10 protein-coding genes, 7 tRNA genes and 6 rRNA genes are annotated in these 21,499 nt (G+C 47.6%); 14 read left to right on the forward strand and 9 right to left on the reverse strand.

The annotated features are described in order from the left end of the window. The first annotated feature begins 536 nt into the window (after positions 1–536). The 8 genes from L3Q72_RS01865 to L3Q72_RS01900 all read left to right on the forward strand — a co-directional run bounded on the left by L3Q72_RS01865 (position 537) and on the right by L3Q72_RS01900 (position 11,737). Positions 537–2,089, forward strand: a 16S ribosomal RNA gene (locus L3Q72_RS01865). A gap of 333 nt (positions 2,090–2,422) precedes the next feature. Then, positions 2,423–5,420, forward strand: a 23S ribosomal RNA gene (locus L3Q72_RS01870). 198 nt (positions 5,421–5,618) lie between these two features. Continuing rightward, positions 5,619–5,734, forward strand: a 5S ribosomal RNA gene (gene rrf / locus L3Q72_RS01875). Between the two features lie 477 nt (positions 5,735–6,211). After that, positions 6,212–7,764 (forward strand): 16S ribosomal RNA (locus L3Q72_RS01880). Positions 7,765–7,878: 114 nt separating this feature from the next. After that, positions 7,879–7,954 (forward strand) — tRNA-Ala (locus L3Q72_RS01885). Between the two features lie 414 nt (positions 7,955–8,368). Then, a 23S ribosomal RNA gene (locus L3Q72_RS01890) occupies positions 8,369–11,257 on the forward strand. Between the two features lie 198 nt (positions 11,258–11,455). After that, a 5S ribosomal RNA gene (gene rrf, locus L3Q72_RS01895) occupies positions 11,456–11,571 on the forward strand. Together the 16S, 23S and 5S rRNA genes with 2 tRNA genes alongside form the textbook arrangement of a ribosomal RNA operon. A gap of 89 nt (positions 11,572–11,660) precedes the next feature. Continuing rightward, positions 11,661–11,737: transfer RNA gene (locus L3Q72_RS01900), tRNA-Asp, on the forward strand. Positions 11,738–11,871: 134 nt separating this feature from the next. Here L3Q72_RS01900 and L3Q72_RS01905 read toward each other — a convergent pair. Beyond that, a complete protein-coding gene (locus L3Q72_RS01905) occupies positions 11,872–12,378 on the reverse strand; it encodes a fasciclin domain-containing protein (protein WP_275131000.1) in 507 nt (168 codons plus the stop codon). Positions 12,379–12,692: 314 nt separating this feature from the next. Between L3Q72_RS01905 and L3Q72_RS01910 the strand changes: the two genes are divergently transcribed. After that, the gene (locus L3Q72_RS01910) at positions 12,693–12,953 is read left to right on the forward strand and encodes a hypothetical protein (protein WP_275131001.1); all 261 of its coding nucleotides are present in this window, start codon (positions 12,693–12,695) and stop codon (positions 12,951–12,953) included. Between the two features lie 58 nt (positions 12,954–13,011). On the opposite strand, the gene queE is transcribed toward L3Q72_RS01910, so the two are convergent. The 7 genes from queE to L3Q72_RS01945 form a co-directional block, all read right to left on the reverse strand. Further along, a complete protein-coding gene (queE, locus tag L3Q72_RS01915; protein ID WP_275131002.1) occupies positions 13,012–13,707 on the reverse strand; it encodes a 7-carboxy-7-deazaguanine synthase QueE in 696 nt (231 codons plus the stop codon). Beyond that, entirely contained in the window at positions 13,704–14,060 is a 357-nt protein-coding gene (queD, locus tag L3Q72_RS01920; RefSeq protein ID WP_275131003.1) for a 6-carboxytetrahydropterin synthase QueD, read from the reverse strand. Before queD ends, queE begins: the two co-directional genes overlap by 4 nt. A gap of 181 nt (positions 14,061–14,241) precedes the next feature. Next, positions 14,242–14,317 (reverse strand) — tRNA-Asn (locus tag L3Q72_RS01925). Positions 14,318–14,322: 5 nt separating this feature from the next. Next, positions 14,323–14,398: transfer RNA gene (locus tag L3Q72_RS01930), tRNA-Thr, on the reverse strand. Positions 14,399–14,409: 11 nt separating this feature from the next. Further along, a tRNA-Asn gene (locus tag L3Q72_RS01935) sits at positions 14,410–14,485 on the reverse strand. A 17-nt stretch (positions 14,486–14,502) separates the two neighbouring features. Beyond that, positions 14,503–14,578, reverse strand: a tRNA-Thr gene (locus L3Q72_RS01940). A 46-nt stretch (positions 14,579–14,624) separates the two neighbouring features. Further along, positions 14,625–14,700: transfer RNA gene (locus L3Q72_RS01945), tRNA-Phe, on the reverse strand. 443 nt (positions 14,701–15,143) lie between these two features. Here L3Q72_RS01945 and dcuC point away from each other — a divergent pair. Both dcuC and L3Q72_RS01955 read left to right on the forward strand, forming a co-directional pair. After that, positions 15,144–16,583: a C4-dicarboxylate transporter DcuC gene (gene dcuC / locus L3Q72_RS01950; protein WP_275131004.1), complete on the forward strand. Its 1,440-nt coding sequence runs from the start codon at positions 15,144–15,146 to the stop codon at positions 16,581–16,583. Between the two features lie 22 nt (positions 16,584–16,605). Then, a complete protein-coding gene (locus tag L3Q72_RS01955; protein WP_275131005.1) occupies positions 16,606–17,748 on the forward strand; it encodes a M20 family metallopeptidase in 1,143 nt (380 codons plus the stop codon). Between the two features lie 148 nt (positions 17,749–17,896). Here L3Q72_RS01955 and trmB read toward each other — a convergent pair whose 3' ends face one another. Beyond that, positions 17,897–18,616 (reverse strand): tRNA (guanosine(46)-N7)-methyltransferase TrmB, encoded by a 720-nt coding sequence (gene trmB, locus L3Q72_RS01960; RefSeq protein ID WP_275131006.1) that lies wholly within the window; start codon positions 18,614–18,616, stop codon positions 17,897–17,899. Between the two features lie 170 nt (positions 18,617–18,786). Between trmB and mutY the strand changes: the two genes are divergently transcribed. From mutY to mltC, 3 genes are all read left to right on the forward strand, one after another. After that, positions 18,787–19,839: an A/G-specific adenine glycosylase gene (gene mutY / locus L3Q72_RS01965; RefSeq protein ID WP_275131007.1), complete on the forward strand. Its 1,053-nt coding sequence runs from the start codon at positions 18,787–18,789 to the stop codon at positions 19,837–19,839. A gap of 10 nt (positions 19,840–19,849) precedes the next feature. Next, positions 19,850–20,122 (forward strand): oxidative damage protection protein, encoded by a 273-nt coding sequence (locus L3Q72_RS01970; RefSeq protein WP_275131008.1) that lies wholly within the window; start codon positions 19,850–19,852, stop codon positions 20,120–20,122. Positions 20,123–20,285: 163 nt separating this feature from the next. Continuing rightward, positions 20,286–21,425, forward strand: a complete 1,140-nt coding sequence (gene mltC / locus L3Q72_RS01975) for a membrane-bound lytic murein transglycosylase MltC (protein WP_275131009.1) — start codon at positions 20,286–20,288, stop codon at positions 21,423–21,425. Positions 21,426–21,499: the final 74 nt, after the last annotated feature.

The following is a 21,499-nucleotide window of genomic DNA, read 5'->3' on the forward strand; positions in this document are numbered from 1 at the left end:
TTATCCTTGTATATAGGAAAAAGTCAGAAAAATTTCTTTTTTTTTTACAGAAAAGTGTTGCCAAGAGAAAATCCCTCCCTATAATGCGCTCCTCGTTGGCACGGCAGAGTTACTTAACAGAAACTTCTACTGCTAACGAGGCGGAAAGCCGGATAATGGTTGTTTATTGAATTTAGAAATAAAATGAAATAAACGAAAAATAGTGGTTGACACGACAAGTTATCTAGCTAAAATGGCCGCCCTCTTCGAGAGAAAGTCTGAAAGGCTTAAAAACGAAAGTTTTCTTTCTCGAAGCGCCGAATGGCAAGCTCTTTAACAATTTAAACCTATCAATCTGTGTGGGCACTCGTTGATGATAATCAAAAAGATTTATCAATGAACTGAGTGACCAAACAAGTAATTAGTTACTTGGCACAGTCAATTCAATTGTTGAATAGGCCCTGGGCCCTGGGACGGGCTTCGCCCTACTGGTTCCTGGGAAAACCTTTCAACAGTTAACAGTATTCATTGAGCCGGTCGCAAGACCACAAGAACTTTAATTGAAGAGTTTGATCATGGCTCAGATTGAACGCTGGCGGCAGGCCTAACACATGCAAGTCGAGCGGAAACGACTTAACTGAACCTTCGGGGAACGTTAAGGGCGTCGAGCGGCGGACGGGTGAGTAATGCTTAGGAAGTTGCCCGGTAGAGGGGGATAACCATTGGAAACGATGGCTAATACCGCATAATACCTACGGGTCAAAGTGGGGGATCTTCGGACCTCACGCTACCGGATACGCCTAAGTGAGATTAGCTAGTTGGTGAGGTAAAGGCTCACCAAGGCGACGATCTCTAGCTGGTCTGAGAGGATGATCAGCCACACTGGAACTGAGACACGGTCCAGACTCCTACGGGAGGCAGCAGTGGGGAATATTGCACAATGGGCGCAAGCCTGATGCAGCCATGCCGCGTGTGTGAAGAAGGCCTTCGGGTTGTAAAGCACTTTCAGCAGTGAGGAAGGTAGTAAGTTTAATACGCTTATTATTTGACGTTAGCTGCAGAAGAAGCACCGGCTAACTCCGTGCCAGCAGCCGCGGTAATACGGAGGGTGCGAGCGTTAATCGGAATTACTGGGCGTAAAGCGCATGCAGGTGGTTTGTTAAGTCAGATGTGAAAGCCCGGGGCTCAACCTCGGAAGGTCATTTGAAACTGGCAAGCTAGAGTACTGTAGAGGGGGGTAGAATTTCAGGTGTAGCGGTGAAATGCGTAGAGATCTGAAGGAATACCGGTGGCGAAGGCGGCCCCCTGGACAGATACTGACACTCAGATGCGAAAGCGTGGGGAGCAAACAGGATTAGATACCCTGGTAGTCCACGCCGTAAACGATGTCTACTTGGAGGTTGTTCCCTTGAGGAGTGGCTTTCGGAGCTAACGCGTTAAGTAGACCGCCTGGGGAGTACGGTCGCAAGATTAAAACTCAAATGAATTGACGGGGGCCCGCACAAGCGGTGGAGCATGTGGTTTAATTCGATGCAACGCGAAGAACCTTACCTACTCTTGACATCCAGAGAAGCTAGAAGAGATTTTAGTGTGCCTTCGGGAACTCTGAGACAGGTGCTGCATGGCTGTCGTCAGCTCGTGTTGTGAAATGTTGGGTTAAGTCCCGCAACGAGCGCAACCCTTATCCTTGTTTGCCAGCGAGTAATGTCGGGAACTCCAGGGAGACTGCCGGTGATAAACCGGAGGAAGGTGGGGACGACGTCAAGTCATCATGGCCCTTACGAGTAGGGCTACACACGTGCTACAATGGCGCATACAGAGGGCGGCAAGCTTGCGAAAGTTAGCGAATCCCAAAAAGTGCGTCGTAGTCCGGATTGGAGTCTGCAACTCGACTCCATGAAGTCGGAATCGCTAGTAATCGTGGATCAGAATGCCACGGTGAATACGTTCCCGGGCCTTGTACACACCGCCCGTCACACCATGGGAGTGGGCTGCAAAAGAAGTAGGTAGTTTAACCTTCGGGGGGACGCTTACCACTTTGTGGTTCATGACTGGGGTGAAGTCGTAACAAGGTAGCCCTAGGGGAACCTGGGGCTGGATCACCTCCTTAACGATAGATTGTCTTTGACAAGTGTCCACACAGATTGATGGTTTGAGCTTTTATAAGCTCAGAGCATAGCTCTTTAACAATTTGGAAAGCTGACAAAATAACGATTTGATTAATCGTTATTTGTAAAAGTTCTCAAATCCTAAATCTTAATGATTTAGGTACCAAAACAACACATTCAAGTGTTCTTGGGAATGACATTTTATGTTGTTCATATTTGAGTCCGGCAAAATCGTGTCTGCATCATGTCCTGTTTGTCTTCACTTTTCAAAGTGAAAGCAAAGAGTTAATTGCAGACAACTTTGGTTGTTTAACAAAGACCCTTTGGGGTTGTATGGTTAAGTGACTAAGCGTACACGGTGGATGCCTTGGCAGTCAGAGGCGATGAAGGACGTATTAACTTGCGATAAGCCCAGATTAGGCAGTAAAAGCCACTTGAGTCTGGGATTTCCGAATGGGGAAACCCACTTACATAAGTAAGTATCCTTAACTGAATACATAGGTTAAGGAGGCGAACCGGGGGAACTGAAACATCTAAGTACCCCGAGGAAAAGAAATCAACCGAGATTCCGAAAGTAGCGGCGAGCGAAATTGGACTAGCCCTTAAGCTTTTAATGATACAGGTGAAGGCTCTGGAAAGTGCCGCGATACAGGGTGATAGCCCCGTAACCGACATGTCATTTTAAGTGAAATCGAGTAAGGCGGGACACGTGATATCCTGTCTGAATATGGGGGGACCATCCTCCAAGGCTAAATACTACTGACTGACCGATAGTGAACCAGTACCGTGAGGGAAAGGCGAAAAGAACCCCTGTGAGGGGAGTGAAATAGAACCTGAAACCGTGTACGTACAAGCAGTAGGAGCCCCATCACTAAGCTTGGTGATGATGTGCTCATTGCGAGTACTTTTGCTGATGGCGGTTAACAATGCGTCTTTTTGCATTGTTCAACCTACCAAATCAAGCAGAGGTGGCTTAGTGATGGGGTGACTGCGTACCTTTTGTATAATGGGTCAGCGACTTATATTCAGTGGCAAGGTTAACCATTTAGGGGAGCCGTAGGGAAACCGAGTCTTAACTGGGCGTTTAGTCTCTGGATATAGACCCGAAACCAGGTGATCTAGCCATGGGCAGGTTGAAGGTTGAGTAACATCAACTGGAGGACCGAACCGACTAATGTTGAAAAATTAGCGGATGACTTGTGGCTAGGGGTGAAAGGCCAATCAAACCTGGAGATAGCTGGTTCTCCCCGAAAGCTATTTAGGTAGCGCCTCGGACGAATACTACTGGGGGTAGAGCACTGTTAAGGCTAGGGGGTCATCCCGACTTACCAACCCTTTGCAAACTCCGAATACCAGTAAGTACTATCCGGGAGACACACGGCGGGTGCTAACGTCCGTCGTGGAGAGGGAAACAACCCAGACCGCCAGCTAAGGTCCCAAATTATAGCTAAGTGGGAAACGATGTGGGAAGGCTAAAACAGCTAGGATGTTGGCTTAGAAGCAGCCATCATTTAAAGAAAGCGTAATAGCTCACTAGTCGAGTCGGCCTGCGCGGAAGATGTAACGGGGCTAAGCTATAAACCGAAGCTGCGGCTGCATACTTTGTATGCGGGGTAGGGGAGCGTTCTGTAAGCCGTTGAAGGTGTATCGTAAGGTATGCTGGAGGTATCAGAAGTGCGAATGCTGACATGAGTAACGATAATGGGGGTGAAAAACCTCCACGCCGGAAGACCAAGGGTTCCTGTCCAACGTTAATCGGGGCAGGGTAAGTCGACCCCTAAGGCGAGGCTGAAAAGCGTAGTCGATGGGAAACGGGTTAATATTCCCGTACTTCTTACAATTGCGATGGGGGGACGGAGAAGGCTAGGTGGGCCTGGCGACGGTTGTCCAGGTTCAAGTGCGTAGGCTTGAGAGTTAGGTAAATCCGGCTCTCTTTAAGGCTGAGACACGACGTCGAGCTGCTACGGCAGTGAAGTCATTGATGCCATGCTTCCAGGAAAAGCCTCTAAGCTTCAGATTGTAAGGAATCGTACCCCAAACCGACACAGGTGGTCGGGTAGAGAATACCAAGGCGCTTGAGAGAACTCGGGTGAAGGAACTAGGCAAAATGGTACCGTAACTTCGGGAGAAGGTACGCTCCTGACGGTGAAGTCCCTTGCGGATGGAGCTATTAGGAGTCGCAGATACCAGGTGGCTGCAACTGTTTATTAAAAACACAGCACTGTGCAAAATCGTAAGATGACGTATACGGTGTGACGCCTGCCCGGTGCCGGAAGGTTAATTGATGGGGTTAGACTTAGGTCGAAGCTCTTGATCGAAGCCCCGGTAAACGGCGGCCGTAACTATAACGGTCCTAAGGTAGCGAAATTCCTTGTCGGGTAAGTTCCGACCTGCACGAATGGCGTAATGATGGCCACGCTGTCTCCACCCGAGACTCAGTGAAATTGAAATCGCTGTGAAGATGCAGTGTACCCGCGGCTAGACGGAAAGACCCCGTGAACCTTTACTACAGCTTGGCACTGAACATTGAGCCTACATGTGTAGGATAGGTGGGAGGCTTTGAACCCGTGTCGCCAGATACGGTGGAGCCATCCTTGAAATACCACCCTTGTATGTTTGATGTTCTAACTTAGCCCCATTATCTGGGGTGAGGACAGTGCCTGGTGGGTAGTTTGACTGGGGCGGTCTCCTCCCAAAGAGTAACGGAGGAGCACGAAGGTGGGCTAATCACGGTTGGACATCGTGAGGTTAGTGCAATGGCATAAGCCCGCTTGACTGCGAGAATGACAATTCGAGCAGGTGCGAAAGCAGGTCATAGTGATCCGGTGGTTCTGAATGGAAGGGCCATCGCTCAACGGATAAAAGGTACTCCGGGGATAACAGGCTGATACCGCCCAAGAGTTCATATCGACGGCGGTGTTTGGCACCTCGATGTCGGCTCATCACATCCTGGGGCTGAAGTCGGTCCCAAGGGTATGGCTGTTCGCCATTTAAAGTGGTACGCGAGCTGGGTTTAGAACGTCGTGAGACAGTTCGGTCCCTATCTGCCGTGGGCGTTGGAGAATTGAAAGGGGCTGCTCCTAGTACGAGAGGACCGGAGTGGACGAACCTCTGGTGTTCGGGTTGTCATGCCAATGGCATTGCCCGGTAGCTAAGTTCGGAATCGATAACCGCTGAAAGCATCTAAGCGGGAAGCGAGCCTTGAGATGAGTTCTCCCTGGCAGTTTAACTGTCCTAAAGGGTTGTCGTAGACTACGACGTTGATAGGCAGGGTGTGTAAGCGTTGTGAGGCGTTGAGCTAACCTGTACTAATTGCCCGTGAGGCTTAACCATACAACACCCAAGGGGTTTTGATGGACTCAAAGCAAGAACGAATAAACTTGAATGTGAATTGAGAATCTGGCCCTGGGCCCTGGGAACGGACTTCGTCCTACAGGCACTGGGAAAAGAAAAGACAGCTTTCCGAATTGATAAGGTACTTTGTCCCAGGGCCTATAAACCCAGGGCCCAGGGCCTTATAAAAAGAATTTGCTTGGCGACCATAGCATTGTGGACCCACCTGATCCCATGCCGAACTCAGAAGTGAAACGCAATAGCGCCGATGGTAGTGTGGGGTTTCCCCATGTGAGAGTAGGACATCGCCAGGCTTTGAACATAAATTGTTCCCGTAACTTGCATCTTTTGCCGTTGCGATGCTCATGTACTGACGTACACTGCGCTTCTCACGCCAAAATCTGCGGCGTTACAGAAACAATTTAACGTCCAAAGCGGTTATGCGTAAGACTTTGGATATAAAAAACTCTACTTGCTTACTTGTTAAGCAAGTGACCATAAAGTTTTAAAAATAGTTAGAACTTTATGTTGACTTTCAAAGTAGAGAACGTATTATACGCGTCCTGCTTAAGTGCTAAGGCACTGAAAGCAAAGCTCTTTAATAATTTAAACCTATCAATCTGTGTGGGCACTCGTTGATGACAATCAAAATAGTTTCTTCGGAAACAATTTGGTTTCAATGAACTGAGTGACCAATACGAATGAGCAATCATTCGGCACAGTCAATTCAAACACTATTTATTCGTAAGAATAGGTAATGTAATCAGTATTCATTGAGCCGACAAAATCTTAAATTGAAGAGTTTGATCATGGCTCAGATTGAACGCTGGCGGCAGGCCTAACACATGCAAGTCGAGCGGAAACGACATAAACAATCCTTCGGGTGCGCTTATGGGCGTCGAGCGGCGGACGGGTGAGTAATGCTTAGGAAGTTGCCCGGTAGAGGGGGATAACCATTGGAAACGATGGCTAATACCGCATAATACCTATGGGTCAAAGTGGGGGATCTTCGGACCTCACGCTACCGGATACGCCTAAGTGAGATTAGCTAGTTGGTGAGGTAAAGGCTCACCAAGGCGACGATCTCTAGCTGGTCTGAGAGGATGATCAGCCACACTGGAACTGAGACACGGTCCAGACTCCTACGGGAGGCAGCAGTGGGGAATATTGCACAATGGGCGCAAGCCTGATGCAGCCATGCCGCGTGTGTGAAGAAGGCCTTCGGGTTGTAAAGCACTTTCAGCAGTGAGGAAGGTAGTAAGTTTAATACGCTTATTATTTGACGTTAGCTGCAGAAGAAGCACCGGCTAACTCCGTGCCAGCAGCCGCGGTAATACGGAGGGTGCGAGCGTTAATCGGAATTACTGGGCGTAAAGCGCATGCAGGTGGTTTGTTAAGTCAGATGTGAAAGCCCGGGGCTCAACCTCGGAAGGTCATTTGAAACTGGCAAGCTAGAGTACTGTAGAGGGGGGTAGAATTTCAGGTGTAGCGGTGAAATGCGTAGAGATCTGAAGGAATACCGGTGGCGAAGGCGGCCCCCTGGACAGATACTGACACTCAGATGCGAAAGCGTGGGGAGCAAACAGGATTAGATACCCTGGTAGTCCACGCCGTAAACGATGTCTACTTGGAGGTTGTTCCCTTGAGGAGTGGCTTTCGGAGCTAACGCGTTAAGTAGACCGCCTGGGGAGTACGGTCGCAAGATTAAAACTCAAATGAATTGACGGGGGCCCGCACAAGCGGTGGAGCATGTGGTTTAATTCGATGCAACGCGAAGAACCTTACCTACTCTTGACATCCAGAGAAGCTAGAAGAGATTTTAGTGTGCCTTCGGGAACTCTGAGACAGGTGCTGCATGGCTGTCGTCAGCTCGTGTTGTGAAATGTTGGGTTAAGTCCCGCAACGAGCGCAACCCTTATCCTTGTTTGCCAGCGAGTAATGTCGGGAACTCCAGGGAGACTGCCGGTGATAAACCGGAGGAAGGTGGGGACGACGTCAAGTCATCATGGCCCTTACGAGTAGGGCTACACACGTGCTACAATGGCGCATACAGAGGGCGGCAAGCTTGCGAAAGTTAGCGAATCCCAAAAAGTGCGTCGTAGTCCGGATTGGAGTCTGCAACTCGACTCCATGAAGTCGGAATCGCTAGTAATCGTGGATCAGAATGCCACGGTGAATACGTTCCCGGGCCTTGTACACACCGCCCGTCACACCATGGGAGTGGGCTGCAAAAGAAGTAGGTAGTTTAACCTTCGGGGGGACGCTTACCACTTTGTGGTTCATGACTGGGGTGAAGTCGTAACAAGGTAGCCCTAGGGGAACCTGGGGCTGGATCACCTCCTTAAACGATAGATTGTTGTTGATTAGTGTCCACACAGATTGATTAGGTTTAGAAAAAAGAGTATCTTAGGAACCTTCTCCTAAAAAGATTGCTCTCGTTGAGCAGTCGTTTATATGTGGGGCTATAGCTCAGCTGGGAGAGCGCTTGCCTGGCAGGCAAGAGGTCACCGGTTCGATCCCGGTTAGCTCCACCACTTTCTTCTGCAAAATAATTTCATCGTCGTTTATATAATAAGCAGCGAGAAATTTTTTCGGCTCTAAGAAAGTAATTGATAAGATTATTTATGCGTATTCCATGAGTGCTCATAGGTGATTTATTATTTAAATCAAGCTCTTTAACAATTTGGAAAGCTGACAATTATCTATTTTGATTGAATAGATAATGTAAAAGTTCTCAAATCTTAATCGAAAGATTAAGTACCAAAACAACACATTCAAGTGTTCTTGGGAATCTTACTTTTAAAGTAAGTATTCATATTTGAGTCCGGCAAAATCGTGTCTGCATCATGTCCTGTTTGTCTTCACTTTTCAAAGTGAAAGCAAAGAGTTAATTGCAGACAACTTTGGTTGTTTAATTAACAATTCCTCGAAACTTCTTGGGGTTGTATGGTTAAGTGACTAAGCGTACACGGTGGATGCCTTGGCAGTCAGAGGCGATGAAGGACGTATTAACTTGCGATAAGCCCAGATTAGGCAGTAAAAGCCACTTGAGTCTGGGATTTCCGAATGGGGAAACCCACTTACATAAGTAAGTATCCTTAACTGAATACATAGGTTAAGGAGGCGAACCGGGGGAACTGAAACATCTAAGTACCCCGAGGAAAAGAAATCAACCGAGATTCCGAAAGTAGCGGCGAGCGAAATTGGACTAGCCCTTAAGCTTTTAATGATACAGGTGAAGGCTCTGGAAAGTGCCGCGATACAGGGTGATAGCCCCGTAACCGACATGTCATTTTAAGTGAAATCGAGTAAGGCGGGACACGTGATATCCTGTCTGAATATGGGGGGACCATCCTCCAAGGCTAAATACTACTGACTGACCGATAGTGAACCAGTACCGTGAGGGAAAGGCGAAAAGAACCCCTGTGAGGGGAGTGAAATAGAACCTGAAACCGTGTACGTACAAGCAGTAGGAGCACCTTCGTGGTGTGACTGCGTACCTTTTGTATAATGGGTCAGCGACTTATATTCAGTGGCAAGGTTAACCATTTAGGGGAGCCGTAGGGAAACCGAGTCTTAACTGGGCGCATAGTCTCTGGATATAGACCCGAAACCAGGTGATCTAGCCATGGGCAGGTTGAAGGTTGAGTAACATCAACTGGAGGACCGAACCGACTAATGTTGAAAAATTAGCGGATGACTTGTGGCTAGGGGTGAAAGGCCAATCAAACCTGGAGATAGCTGGTTCTCCCCGAAAGCTATTTAGGTAGCGCCTCGGACGAATACTACTGGGGGTAGAGCACTGTTAAGGCTAGGGGGTCATCCCGACTTACCAACCCTTTGCAAACTCCGAATACCAGTAAGTACTATCCGGGAGACACACGGCGGGTGCTAACGTCCGTCGTGGAGAGGGAAACAACCCAGACCGCCAGCTAAGGTCCCAAATTATAGCTAAGTGGGAAACGATGTGGGAAGGCTAAAACAGCTAGGATGTTGGCTTAGAAGCAGCCATCATTTAAAGAAAGCGTAATAGCTCACTAGTCGAGTCGGCCTGCGCGGAAGATGTAACGGGGCTAAGCTATAAACCGAAGCTGCGGCTGCATACTTTGTATGCGGGGTAGGGGAGCGTTCTGTAAGCCGTTGAAGGTGTATCGTAAGGTATGCTGGAGGTATCAGAAGTGCGAATGCTGACATGAGTAACGATAATGGGGGTGAAAAACCTCCACGCCGGAAGACCAAGGGTTCCTGTCCAACGTTAATCGGGGCAGGGTAAGTCGACCCCTAAGGCGAGGCTGAAAAGCGTAGTCGATGGGAAACGGGTTAATATTCCCGTACTTCTTACAATTGCGATGGGGGGACGGAGAAGGCTAGGTGGGCCTGGCGACGGTTGTCCAGGTTCAAGTGCGTAGGCTTGAGAGTTAGGTAAATCCGGCTCTCTTTAAGGCTGAGACACGACGTCGAGCTGCTACGGCAGTGAAGTCATTGATGCCATGCTTCCAGGAAAAGCCTCTAAGCTTCAGATTGTAAGGAATCGTACCCCAAACCGACACAGGTGGTCGGGTAGAGAATACCAAGGCGCTTGAGAGAACTCGGGTGAAGGAACTAGGCAAAATGGTACCGTAACTTCGGGAGAAGGTACGCTCTTAACGGTGAAGTCCCTTGCGGATGGAGCTATTGAGAGTCGCAGATACCAGGTGGCTGCAACTGTTTATTAAAAACACAGCACTGTGCAAAATCGTAAGATGACGTATACGGTGTGACGCCTGCCCGGTGCCGGAAGGTTAATTGATGGGGTTAGACTTAGGTCGAAGCTCTTGATCGAAGCCCCGGTAAACGGCGGCCGTAACTATAACGGTCCTAAGGTAGCGAAATTCCTTGTCGGGTAAGTTCCGACCTGCACGAATGGCGTAATGATGGCCACGCTGTCTCCACCCGAGACTCAGTGAAATTGAAATCGCTGTGAAGATGCAGTGTACCCGCGGCTAGACGGAAAGACCCCGTGAACCTTTACTACAGCTTGGCACTGAACATTGAGCCTACATGTGTAGGATAGGTGGGAGGCTTTGAACCCGTGTCGCCAGATACGGTGGAGCCATCCTTGAAATACCACCCTTGTATGTTTGATGTTCTAACTTAGCCCCATTATCTGGGGTGAGGACAGTGCCTGGTGGGTAGTTTGACTGGGGCGGTCTCCTCCCAAAGAGTAACGGAGGAGCACGAAGGTGGGCTAATCACGGTTGGACATCGTGAGGTTAGTGCAATGGCATAAGCCCGCTTGACTGCGAGAATGACAATTCGAGCAGGTGCGAAAGCAGGTCATAGTGATCCGGTGGTTCTGAATGGAAGGGCCATCGCTCAACGGATAAAAGGTACTCCGGGGATAACAGGCTGATACCGCCCAAGAGTTCATATCGACGGCGGTGTTTGGCACCTCGATGTCGGCTCATCACATCCTGGGGCTGAAGTCGGTCCCAAGGGTATGGCTGTTCGCCATTTAAAGTGGTACGCGAGCTGGGTTTAGAACGTCGTGAGACAGTTCGGTCCCTATCTGCCGTGGGCGTTGGAGAATTGAAAGGGGCTGCTCCTAGTACGAGAGGACCGGAGTGGACGAACCTCTGGTGTTCGGGTTGTCATGCCAATGGCATTGCCCGGTAGCTAAGTTCGGAATCGATAACCGCTGAAAGCATCTAAGCGGGAAGCGAGCCTTGAGATGAGTTCTCCCTGGCAGTTTAACTGTCCTAAAGGGTTGTCGTAGACTACGACGTTGATAGGCAGGGTGTGTAAGCGTTGTGAGGCGTTGAGCTAACCTGTACTAATTGCCCGTGAGGCTTAACCATACAACACCCAAGGGGTTTTGATGGACTCAAAGCAAGAACGAATAAACTTGAATGTGAATTGAGAATCTGGCCCTGGGCCCTGGGAACGGACTTCGTCCTACAGGCACTGGGAAAAGAAAAGACAGCTTTCCGAATTGATAAGGTACTTTGTCCCAGGGCCTATAAACCCAGGGCCCAGGGCCTTATAAAAAGAATTTGCTTGGCGACCATAGCATTGTGGACCCACCTGATTCCATGCCGAACTCAGAAGTGAAACGCAATAGCGCCGATGGTAGTGTGGGGTTTCCCCATGTGAGAGTAGGACATCGCCAGGCTTTGAACACCTTTTTGTTTTCAGATTTTTCAGAAAAATCTAAAGGCAAAAACTGATAGCTGACAGCTTAGGACTGACAGCTTGATGAGTGGAGCGGTAGTTCAGTTGGTTAGAATACCGGCCTGTCACGCCGGGGGTCGCGGGTTCGAGTCCCGTCCGCTCCGCCACTTTATATGAAACCTCAGTCGAAAGGCTGAGGTTTTTTTGTGTTTGGGATTTATGTGTCCATTTCGGCTTTTGTTGTATGGGCTATGGGGCGGACTTCGTCCTTGAGGGGGATAACCCCATAACCCCATAACCTTTATTTCGGCAACACAACCCGATCAATCACATGAATAACCCCATTACTAGCTTCAATATCTGCAGCTACAACTTTGGCGTTATCTATCATTACATTACCGCTGTTGGTTTTTACCATCAGGCTCTGGCCTTGCACTGTTTTAGCGCTATCAATATTGACGACATCAGACGCCATGACTTTACCTGGGACAACGTGGTAGGTTAGTACCGCAATTAGCGTATCTTTGTTCTCTGGTTTAAGTAGGCTTTCTACTGTACCTGCCGGGAGCTTGGCAAAGGCTTCGTCGGTTGGGGCGAATACGGTGAAGGGGCCGTCACTCTTCAGGGTATCTACAAGTCCGGCAGCTTTTACCGCAGCGACAAGTGTATTGAATGAGCCATTGCTTGCTGCAATATCAACTATATCCTGTTTCATCATCTTATTAGAATGCGACGATGTGTTGCTGCATGCTGCGATTGCGAAAGTTGCTGTCAGTGCCATCAAAGCTGAAATAAGTTTCTTAAACATAATTTGTTCCTTTTGAATATCGTGTTTCTAACGCTGGGTTTGTGTGTCGTTATCTGGTACGTGAACCTAAAAGGAAAAGATCACTCGTCAGGCGTTGAGAGTAAAAAAAGACCACTTCCTCACATAAAAATGAGATCTTTGTTCAAAAAATCTTCAGTTTGAGTCTTCTTAATGATAGGATTGTTAGCTCTAGAAATTAGGTATGTCAGATCAGCATCTGTTGATCCACACTTAAGCCATACGAGGTAAGGATTTTCCTCACTGTTCTCAAGACGAGTTATTGGATAAGTGAAACAATAAAAGAGGAAATCCCTGTGGAATATGTTGACGCTTTAGGTTATGCAGTGCCTGTTATTATCGCAATCTCGCTTGCAGCTAAAGATGTAGTAACCATGCGTGTGCTGAACACACTTGTTTGTGCACTATGTCTTGGATACGGAGTATTGTCGGCGGAGTCGTCGATAGTGACTATCAGCGGACTGGTTTTATTAGCGAATACATACTCGGTATTGAAAGCTTACCGTTCTAAGCAGATGAGACAAAAAGTGGTGACTTCAAAGCTGAAAGCAGCTTAAAGGAAAATCCGGAATTGGCATAAGACAAAGGGAGCAGTGATTTGCTCCCTTTGTTCTTCTATACGCCTTTCTCATTACCCCAGAGATACACATGTAACTGAGGCAGAACCGTAACATCAAACCATTTGCGGTTAACGACAGCATCGACAAGTTTGCGGGTATTGCTTGCAAGCGTATCCTGATCCGGTTCGTCATCAAGCTCAGTATTACACGGCTGTAAAAAGAGTGGTAATTGTGGGTAACGCTCTTTGAACTCACCTGCCCATTCAAGGTCTTCTTCATCAGCGACAACAATCTTCAGGCTGATGTCAGCGTTTCCGGCTGCAATCAGGCAAGCTTCAAAACGCTCCCTCACAAAACGCATTTTGCTTGAGGGTGGTTTCGGGCTGAAGGTTATCTGATCCAACAGTGAAAACCATGCTGCTGAAACACTACCTTGGGTTTCCATTGCAAAAGTGTAGCCTTTGGACTTCCCGAGCAGAATTAGCTCTGAAAGCTCCTGAGTGGCCGGATTACCACCGGAAAGCGTGATCAGCAGAGGCTTTCCGTCACTCAGCTTTTCAACTTTAGCCATGATCTCTTCAGCACTCATCTGATACCAGTCATCACGATAAGACTTATCTACTGCGTGAAGCGTATCGCACCAGCTGCAGCGAAAATCACAGCCAGCCGTTCTGACAAAAACGGTAGGCCTGCCGATTGACGCACCTTCGCCCTGAATTGTTGGGCCAAATATTTCAGAGATTAAAATCATGGGCGGTACTCTGCCCAGGTCTTTGGTGTTTCAGAAACTGCTACAGCACATACTTCCGGCCAGCGCTCACTGCACCACGTATAAAGGTGCTTAGCAATACGCTCGGCGGTTGTGTTATCTGCACCAAGGACATCATTAAGGTGTTGGTGATCTAAATTGTTGTCGATATATTCTTTCAGAGGAGAAAGTTCACGATAGTCACGTACAAAGCCGGTTGAATTCAGGGTTTCTGAAGCCAGCTCTACAATTACTTCATAGTTGTGGCCATGCAGACGTGTACATGGGTGATCTTCCGGCAATCCCTGTAGTTGGTGAGATGCGCAAAATTGGAAGGATTTACGAATACGGTACATAGTGCATTGTCCTAAACAGTCTAATTAACAATGCAGCACAAGAACCCGAACCGGAAGGTTCAGGAAGTGTGTTTTTTACCTGGTGCTACGACAGGGCTGATTAGTATTTCAGCGAAGCGGGATTGTATATTAATTTCAGATAAGAAAAAAGCCATCTCTTGCGAGATGGCTTCTTTAAAAGTGGCTCCCCCTGCGGGACTCGAACCTGCGACATACGGATTAACAGTCCGCCGTTCTACCAACTGAACTAAGGGGGAATAAGTGGTGCCGACTACCGGAATCGAACTGGTGACCTACTGATTACAAGTCAGTTGCTCTACCTACTGAGCTAAGTCGGCACACTAAATAGTGGCTCCCCCTGCGGGACTCGAACCTGCGACATACGGATTAACAGTCCGCCGTTCTACCAACTGAACTAAGGGGGAACAAATTTTATAAGAGATGGTGCCGACTACCGGAATCGAACTGGTGACCTACTGATTACAAGTCAGTTGCTCTACCTACTGAGCTAAGTCGGCACACTAAATTCTCAACGATTTAACACAACAGCACCAAATCAAAATATGGTGCCCGGAGGCGGAGTCGAACCACCGACACGAGGATTTTCAATCCTCTGCTCTACCAACTGAGCTATCCGGGCGAGGTGTGTATTAAAAGGTTTTTCGGCTTTGAGGTCAATAGAAAAATTGAAAAAATTAGCTGTTTGATGCTTTTCTGTACTCAAGTTTGAGTTTTTACTAGTTGGGTGCTTGAGATGTCAGCACTGAAAGGGGGTGGCAGGTATTTTACAGAAGTAATTTCTCCTCTCCTGAGGGGGATAAACAAAGTGTAATTGTTAAAACTCAATACTCTCGTTGCTTTATATCTATGAATGATAAATGCAAAGAAATAGCCAAAAAGTATATATTGCTTTGTCGGTTTGTTTCTTGCTGTATTTGTTGTGAGAATTACATGTAACATCATGATAAAGATAAAAATATTCTTTGTGACTTTGCACGTAAACTGACGGAGCTAAAACAGTATCCTGAATATCGGGCTTTAGAATTTCTTCGTTTTTTAAAGCGGAAATTTATAGGTTTAATCATGGAACCCACTATTTACGAGCTGATTATTGCTCTGTGTGTCGTCGTCGCACTAGGCTGGCTGATATTAAAACAGTATTACCCTCAGGCAGTGTTAACCATTGCCGGTATTATTCTTTACCTCTCTTCTCACTGGATAAACGGCACACCAATTATTGCGGACTCTTCAGGTCTGGCGATCCTTGATGTGTTTATCAAACTGAAAGACATATTTGCTTATCGCACTGGCGGATTAGGCCTGGTAATCATGTCGGTTGCCGGTTTTGCTGCTTATATGTCTCATATAGGTGCAGCTCAGGCTCTGGTGAAGGTTTCAGTGAAGCCTGTTTCAATGATAAGCAATCCGTGGATTACGCTTGCACTGGCTTATCTGATTGGGATTTTTGTCAGTCTGTTTATCACCTCTGCAACCGGTCTGGGTTTGCTTTTAATGGTGACTTTGTATCCGATTATGCGTGGCGCCGGGATCTCTAAGGCCTCCGCTGTTGGTGTTATTGCTACCTCACAGGCTTTTGAGATTGGTCATGTTCAGTCAAACCTGATCCGGGCCGCTGAAGCGATTGAAATGAGCAACGTGGACTACTTTGTTGATTATCAGGCGCTTGTCGCTGTGATTATGGTTTTCTCTACCATGCTGGTTCATGTCTGGTGGCAACGTCGCTGCGATGCGAAAGATGGCTGGGATCCCCGACAACATGTTAATGAGCCCGAAGAGGTTGAAGAGGGTAAGGTTGCCATTCCCGACGCACCTTCCTGGTACGCGATTTTCCCTCTGTTTCCGTTTGTTCTGATGCTGTTCTTCTCCAAGCTGGTGTTGGGTAATCCGGCAGTGATCGCCTGGGTTAAAGAGTTCTGGCCAGGCTACCCGCTGCAGGCAATCAATCTGGATGTTGTCGTTGCTATGCTGGTTCCGGCTATTCTGGCCATGGTGATTCACGGTATCCGTGGCCGCAGCTTTAAACAGGCTACTGACGGCTACAAGGTCTTTCTGGAGGGGATGGGATCGGTGTTCGCCAGCGTGGTTGTGCTTATTGTTGCCGCGCAGCTTTTTGCTGATGCTCTGAAGGATATGGGGGCTGTTACTGCATTTTTGAATTTCGCCTCCGGTCTTGGTGTTAATGGTATCGGGATGATCATTGTCTCCACCGCTCTGATTGCTTTTGCGGCCGTATTAATGGGCTCAGGCAATGCCAGTTTTATGTCTTTTGTTGAGATAGCTCCGACTATCGCAACCAAATTCGGTATTGCCAAGATTAGCGTAATGTTGCCGATGCAGATGGGTAGCTCTATTGGTCGGAGTATGTCACCTATCGCTGCGGTCATCGTTGCTGCTGCGGGCATTGCCGGCATTTCGACTACTGAAGTGGTCCGTAGAACCATAGTTCCAATGCTATCCGCATTGGTGACTTGTCTCGTCCTGACCATTGCCTTTTACTACTAACCAGATACAAGCGGAGAAAGTTATGTTTACTGAGAAGTTTCTTTCAGACCTGAATGAGTTAGTCAGCATAGATTGCGGTTCTGATAACAAGGAGGGAGTGGAGCAGGTTGCGGATGTTATCACTCGCCACTTTAAACAGATGGAAATGGAAGGAAAGACGTGGTTTGCTGACCGAAAAAGCATCCATCATGAGTGTGGTCCTTTTCTGATCTTCAGCAACAGAAAGCAGGCTGAAACGTACGATGTTACTTTACTGTGCCATATGGATACGGTTTATAAGCCGGGTATTTGCGATCAGTATCCTGCTTACACAGACGGTGATAAGTACAGAGGTCCGGGTGTTTCTGATATGAAATCGGGCTGTCTTGCTGTTATTTATGCTCTTAAGCTGATGGCAAAAGAGGTCTTCGATTCACTTTCAGTTTGTGTCTGTTTTACTCCTGATGAAGAAATTGGAGCGCCTTATTCACACTCTTATATTGAGGAAGTCGCGAAGAGATCGAAAAGAGTGCTGGTTGGTGAAGCCGCAAGACCTGATGGCAGCCTGCTAAAAGCCCGTAAAGGTAATGGTAAAATTCAGGTTGAGTTCTTTGGTAAAGCAGCTCATGCGGGAAGTGCTTTGACTGAGGGTGTATCGGCAGTCACCGAACTGGCTCACTGGGTGCATGCAATCAATGACCTGGTTGATCTGAAAAAAGGCACCACAGCATCCGTCGGTATTGTCGAAGGGGGGACAGGAATTAATGTTGTTCCTGATTACGCTAAAGCTATGGTTGATTTACGGTTTCTGGAGAATTCTGAAGGGGACCGGGTTCTGGACTATCTGCATACCCTAAGTGAAAAGCCTTTTCTGCAAGGCATGAAAGTTAAAGTACAAAGGCTTGCCGGGAGGCCGGCATTTCAGGTTGTTGATGGTGCCCCGGAGTTGATTGAGCTGGTAAAAAATAGTGCTCAGAAGCTGGATATTGATATCAACTTTATTACCGGAGGCGGAGCGTCTGACGGTAATATAGCGGCTGCTCTTGGTGTACCGACCATTGATGGTTTTGGCCCCTGCGGTGGTGGTTTCCACAATGTGAAGGAGGAGTTTGTTCTGATTTCTACGATTGAGCCAAGAGTGAAGTTACTGACTAAAGTGCTGGAAGAGCTGGGCTCTGACCGTTAATGAAAAGCAAAATTGTCGCCGAGGCGGGAGTTTGATTGAAGCGCGCTGTAGGAGATAAGGTTATTGCATATTCTACAGCGCGTAGAGAGTAGATCCCGGACAAAAGCTTCGCAATTTCCAGGATGACACTTTTCTTGCAGGGAGAAGGTTAAGCGGTACGCTTATACTTGATATCCCAGACACCGTGTCCAAGGCGGTGGCCACGAGCTTCAAATTTGGTTAGCGGACGCTCTTCCGGACGCGGAATGTAATCGCCGTCTTCTGCAATGTTTTCATAGCCAGGAGCCTGATTCATCACTTCAACCATATGCTCTGCGTAGTTTTCCCAGTCTGTTGCCATATGGAAAATACCTGTCTCAAGAGCCAGTTTCTGACGAACCATTTCAGCAAACTCAAGCTGAACGATACGGCGCTTGTGGTGACGTTTCTTATGCCATGGGTCCGGGAAGAATAGCTGTACGGTATGCAGGCTGCTATCCGGGATCATATTGGCAAACACTTCCACGGCATCGTGGCACATGACTCTCAGGTTAGTTACACCTGCTTCCTGTGCATCTTTCAGACAAGCGCCAACACCAGGGCTGTGAACCTCAATTCCGATGAAGTTTTTCTCAGGGGCATTCTTAGCCATCTCAACCAGTGATGCGCCCATACCGAAGCCGATCTCCAGCACGACAGGGTTATCGTTGCCGAACACTTCACTCCAGTTAAGCAGCTCTTCTTTGTAGTCGATCCCCATAGTCGGCCAGCAATCATTAATTGCGGCTTCCTGACCTTTAGTTAAACGTCCTTCCCGACGTACAAAACTACGTACCTTACGTATCAATTTGCCATCTTCGTTATATTCGTTTGTGGTCACTTCACTCATGAGTTCGCCTGTACAAAGTTAAGTCATTTAAATGTAGAGCGGGAATTATCCAAAGATCTGCCCTCGGTGCAAGTCAAATATGCAAAATACCCACACTCTTTTCCTGTTTTACACAGCAGAAGAATTGTGATGCAATTTCCCGCAATAAGAAAACTATCAATGAGCATGTTGTGACACCATTTTCCCAAGCAATACTTACCTGGTATGAAGCCTATGGCCGTAAAGAGCTGCCGTGGCAGAAAGAGAAGACCCTCTACAAGGTTTGGTTATCCGAAATTATGCTGCAACAGACGCAGGTAACCACTGTCATCCCTTACTTTGAACGCTTTGTCGAGAGATTCCCGACCATAACTGATTTAGCTAACGCACATCAGGATGAAGTGCTTCATCTCTGGACCGGCCTTGGGTACTACGCCCGTGCCCGCAACCTGCATAAAGCGGCTCAGATTGTGCGAGACCGGTATCAGGGAGAGTTTCCAACTGATATTACTGCAGTAAATGAACTGCCTGGTGTGGGGCGTTCAACTGCTGGTGCCGTGCTTTCCTCTGTTCTTAATCAGCCCCACGCGATTCTGGATGGAAATGTAAAGCGTACCCTAGCCAGATGCTTTACCGTTGAAGGCTGGCCGGGAAAGAAGGCCGTTGAGAGCCGTTTATGGGAGCTGGCCGAACAGCACACGCCTGAGACAGATGTTGATAAGTACAATCAGGCAATGATGGATATGGGTGCGCTTGTCTGTACCAGAAGCAGGCCTAAGTGTTCACTCTGCCCGGTTGAAAGCTTCTGTGAGGCGAAAAAGCAGGGAAGAGAGTCGGAGTTCCCGGGTAAGAAGCCTAAAAAGGAAAAGCCGGTAAAAGAGACCTGGTTTATTATGCTGTATCACGACAATCAGGTCTGGCTGGAGCAGCGCCCTCAGTCCGGGATCTGGGGCGGGCTGTTTTGTTTTCCTCAGAACGAGCATGCTGATATTCAGCTGCAACTGGACAGCCGGGCTATTTCAGATTCGGATATTGAGTCAGTAACAAACCTTATCAGTTTCAGGCATACATTTAGCCATTATCATCTGGACATCACACCTTTGCTCATAAAGTTAAACAAACAACCCGGTCTGATAATGGAAGGTGCGGGTGGTCTCTGGTATAACTTATCTCAACCTGAACAAATTGGTCTGGCTGCTCCGGTAAAACAGCTGATTGAAGCCTTACCCTTTGAAATTAACTAAAGGAAAAATTATGAGCCGTACAGTATTTTGTGCCTATCTGAAAAAAGAAGCTGAAGGACTGGACTTTCAACTTTACCCGGGTGAACTGGGTAAGCGTATCTTTGACAATATTTCCAAAGAAGCCTGGGCTCAGTGGCAGCATAAACAAACCATGCTTATCAATGAAAAGAAACTGAATATGATGGACCCGGAACACCGCAAGCTGCTTGAAAGTGAAATGGAGCAGTTCTTATTTGAAGGAAAAGATATTGTGATTGATGGCTATACGCCACCGTCGAAGTAACGGTCTGTCATACACTCTGAACCTACCGTCATTCCCGTGAAAACGGGAATCTACTTAAAGCGTGTTGTAAGGCTCAAGTTTAATATTCAAGACTACAACGCTTTGATTGCAGAGCCCGGGCAATTTCCGGGATGACGAAGGTTCGCATATTTATCGTGATCCTATGAAGAAGTTTCTCTGTTTATTACTGCCTTTTATCCTTTCCGGTTGTAGCCGCGAGTTTATCGAAGAGCACGTTTATACCCCGAATTACGAGCCAACCAACCGCTTTGCGAAAAACCTGGCCAAACTTCCCGGACAGTTTCAGAAAGATACTGCCGCTCTTGATGCGCTGATCAACAGCTTTTCCGGCTCCATAGAAAAGAAATGGGGACGTAATGAAGTGCGGATGGCAGGTAAGTCTAATTACGTCAAATATATCGACAATTACCTGAGCCGCTCGGAAGTTAACTTTACTAAGGGACTTATCACGGTCGAAACCGTTTCTCCGACGGATCCTAAGAAGCACCTTAAAACTGCCATAATGACCACTCTGCTGACGCCGGATGACCCGGCTCAGGTCGACCTGTTTTCTTCGTCTAACATTGTCCTGGAAGGGCAGCCGTTTCTTTACCGGCAGGTGGTGGATCAGGACAGGCAGCCGATTCAGTGGTCCTGGCGTGCTAATCGTTTTGCCGATCATCTGATTGCCAACAATCTTAAGACTAAGAAGGTGGATTTTAAGATAGCCTACTATGTTGAGATCCCTATGGTGAAGGAGCACTTTGAGCTTCGTAGTTATAAGTATGCAGATATTGTCAGAAGAGCTTCTCAGCGTTATAACATCCCGGAAGATCTTATCTATGCCATCATAAAAACCGAAAGCAGCTTTAACCCGTATGCGGTGAGCTGGGCGAATGCTTATGGTTTGATGCAGGTGGTGCCAAAGACGGCCGGAGCCGATGTATTTAAACTGGTGAAAAAGCGCTCCGGGCAGCCTAGCCCTGAGTATCTGTTTAATCCTGAGAACAATATTGATACCGGAACCGCCTATTTTTATATTCTGAAGAACCGTTATCTGAAAGAGGTGAAAAATCCGCTTTCTCAGGAATACAGTATGATTTCTGCTTATAACGGTGGTGCTGGTGGTGTTTTAAATACGTTTAACCGGCGTAGTCGCCAGAGGGCGATGAATAGTCTGAATTCTCTGGAGCCTAATCAGGTTTACTGGGCGCTGACAAATAAACATGCTAACAGTGAAGCAAGAAGGTATTTGCAGAAGGTAACCAAATACAAGCGGGATTTTAACCAGGGAAAAGGTTAGGGAATGCTCAGTTTGACTAATTTCACAGCAAACGAGAACTTTTTTAGCATTTTTTGAAAAAACCTGTTGACGGC

Origin of the sequence: Vibrio sp. JC009 (genome assembly GCF_029016485.1) — a bacterium.
Lineage (GTDB): Bacteria > Pseudomonadota > Gammaproteobacteria > Enterobacterales > Vibrionaceae > Vibrio.

Excerpts from the sequence above, each read along its gene's own strand:
- L3Q72_RS01905 (WP_275131000.1), bottom strand. The coding sequence starts at position 12,378 with ATGTTTAAGAAACTTATTTCAGCTTTGATGGCACTGACAGCAACTTTC.
- queE (WP_275131002.1), bottom strand. The coding sequence starts at position 13,707 with ATGATTTTAATCTCTGAAATATTTGGCCCAACAATTCAGGGCGAAGGT.
- queD (WP_275131003.1), bottom strand. The coding sequence starts at position 14,060 with ATGTACCGTATTCGTAAATCCTTCCAATTTTGCGCATCTCACCAACTA.
- dcuC (WP_275131004.1), top strand. The coding sequence starts at position 15,144 with ATGGAACCCACTATTTACGAGCTGATTATTGCTCTGTGTGTCGTCGTC.
- L3Q72_RS01955 (WP_275131005.1), top strand. The coding sequence starts at position 16,606 with ATGTTTACTGAGAAGTTTCTTTCAGACCTGAATGAGTTAGTCAGCATA.
- trmB (WP_275131006.1), bottom strand. The coding sequence starts at position 18,616 with ATGAGTGAAGTGACCACAAACGAATATAACGAAGATGGCAAATTGATA.
- L3Q72_RS01970 (WP_275131008.1), top strand. The coding sequence starts at position 19,850 with ATGAGCCGTACAGTATTTTGTGCCTATCTGAAAAAAGAAGCTGAAGGA.
- mltC (WP_275131009.1), top strand. The coding sequence starts at position 20,286 with ATGAAGAAGTTTCTCTGTTTATTACTGCCTTTTATCCTTTCCGGTTGT.